The 1,815-nt window shown below is 46.8% G+C and carries 1 protein-coding gene; it reads left to right on the top strand.

Translation table 11 applies throughout. The features are described from left to right. Positions 1 to 119: 119 nt before the first annotated feature. Positions 120 to 1,496: an IS110 family RNA-guided transposase gene (locus RW092_RS04660; RefSeq protein WP_260072012.1), complete on the top strand. Its 1,377-nt coding sequence runs from the start codon at positions 120 to 122 to the stop codon at positions 1,494 to 1,496. Positions 1,497 to 1,815 lie beyond the last annotated feature (319 nt).

The following is a 1,815-nucleotide window of genomic DNA, read 5'->3' as shown; positions in this document are numbered from 1 at the left end:
CTTTCTGGCGTGTAATATAATCAAAATATAAAGAGGAAATCCCCAGCGACTATCGAAGAAAGAAGCACCTGACAGGGAAGCTTCAATCTTACCTACCAACCACAGGAGGTTAAAGTCGCATGGGGAAATCCTCGCACATTCAAGGCCGTAAGGGAACTAAGTTCAGTCAACAGCTAAGGGGCGTTAACCTGGAGCAAGTCCTCATCGTTGCAATCGATGCGGCCAAGCTCCACCAAAAAGCCTTAATATGCAATTATTTCGGCGACATCATTGAAAAACCCTTCTTTTTCTCAGCGAATAATTCTGGTATGGAGCTACTTTGCAAGAAGATTAATCAAGCGGTTACAGCCACAGAAGCTGTTCGCTTGTTCCTGGGTATTGAGGCAACAGGCCATTACTATGAAGACATCGTCCGCGAGATGGCGAAACGAGGGTACCACGTTCAGATCTTGAATCCGTATACCACCTTCGAGGAACGCGCCGGCGCACTGAATTGGTGCAAAACAGATGATCTTGATCTTGTGGCCATCGCCCATGCCATCAAAAGCAACAAAGCCACTGAAAACCAGCTTTTGAATGGCGTACAGCGTCAGCTCCATGTCTTGACTCGAGCACGGCGCTCAGAGACACGGAAGCGTGCTTCCTTGCGTACAGAGATTCGAGCACTTATGGACCTCATCTGGCGCGAGTACCAAGGATATGCAGATTATTCAGCCGGTAGAGCTCGAAAAATCAAAGTATTCAGTGACTTCTGGGGGAAAGCCTCGCTCTTCTTCATGGAGCATTATCCACACCCCGCTGCTGTCCTGAAACTAGGGGAGACCGGGCTACGGAAGCTCTCGATTCAGCATAATCTCAAATTGCGAAACACCACCATCCAGAAGCTCTTGCACGTCGCTGAACAAGCGTTATCGAGAAACTTACAGGAACTTCGGCCTGAGCTTATGTTACTGAAAATGAAGCTACGTGACTTACGAACATTTGATGCCAAAATTAATGTTTTGGAACAAGAGATCGAGAACCTTCTCCTTCAGACAGACGGACGACTGCTTCTTACCGTCCCGGGCTTAGGAGTGACTACCGCGGCTGAGCTTTATGCTGAAATCGGCGATGTATCTCAGTACTCGAACGCAAACCAGTTAATTAAGAAAGCTGGCACAAACCCCATTGTTAAGCAAACAGGTGGCGGCAAAGGCTCCTACCGCAAGATTTCCAAACAGGGAAACGATCACCTTCGTTATGCGGTATATCTAGCAGGTAAGAGTCTCTGCATGCATAATAAGGACCTTAAGCCTTTCTATGATCGTCTGAAGGAAAAAGGAAAACATGAACGAGCCATCTTTGTTGCAATGGGTAATAAGATGCTCAAAGTCGCTTTCGCCATGCTGCGAGACCGTTTACCGTTTCAATCGCAGTGCTCTGATTATCACATCCTTGATGAGGTCAATAAGAAGTTGAACTTCAATTGCGTTATGCCGACACTAGCGGTGGCCTAACTAAGCAAGATCTTGGAACCGGTCTTTCTGGGACTGAGGGAAGATCGGATCACTTTCTTGGAGACCTTGGATCTCGTATGTCAGCTTTATCCACCTCGCCCTGTGAATGCGAATTGTACGTTAGCGTATACTCTGCACTCAGCCAGATTGCATCGCAGGATTGAAAAAACGAGGCTATTTCCTTTCAAGTCCGAGAAAGGCCGGTTTCAAGCATCGCTTCTCTGTCAGTTGCTAACTTTTTTGAAAATCTGGGTGGTTAGGTGTGTTTGGGTTACCCAGAAACCTAAAAATTCTACTTGACATAGTACGCTGATATCTT

Source organism: Paenibacillus sp. 3LSP (assembly GCF_032465655.1).
Lineage (GTDB): Bacteria > Bacillota > Bacilli > Paenibacillales > Paenibacillaceae > Fontibacillus > Fontibacillus barengoltzii.
The sequence above is the reverse complement of the archived record's forward strand: the minus strand, read 5'-3'. Positions and strand labels throughout refer to the sequence as shown.

Excerpts from the sequence above, each read along its gene's own strand:
- RW092_RS04660 (WP_260072012.1), top strand. The coding sequence starts at position 120 with ATGGGGAAATCCTCGCACATTCAAGGCCGTAAGGGAACTAAGTTCAGT.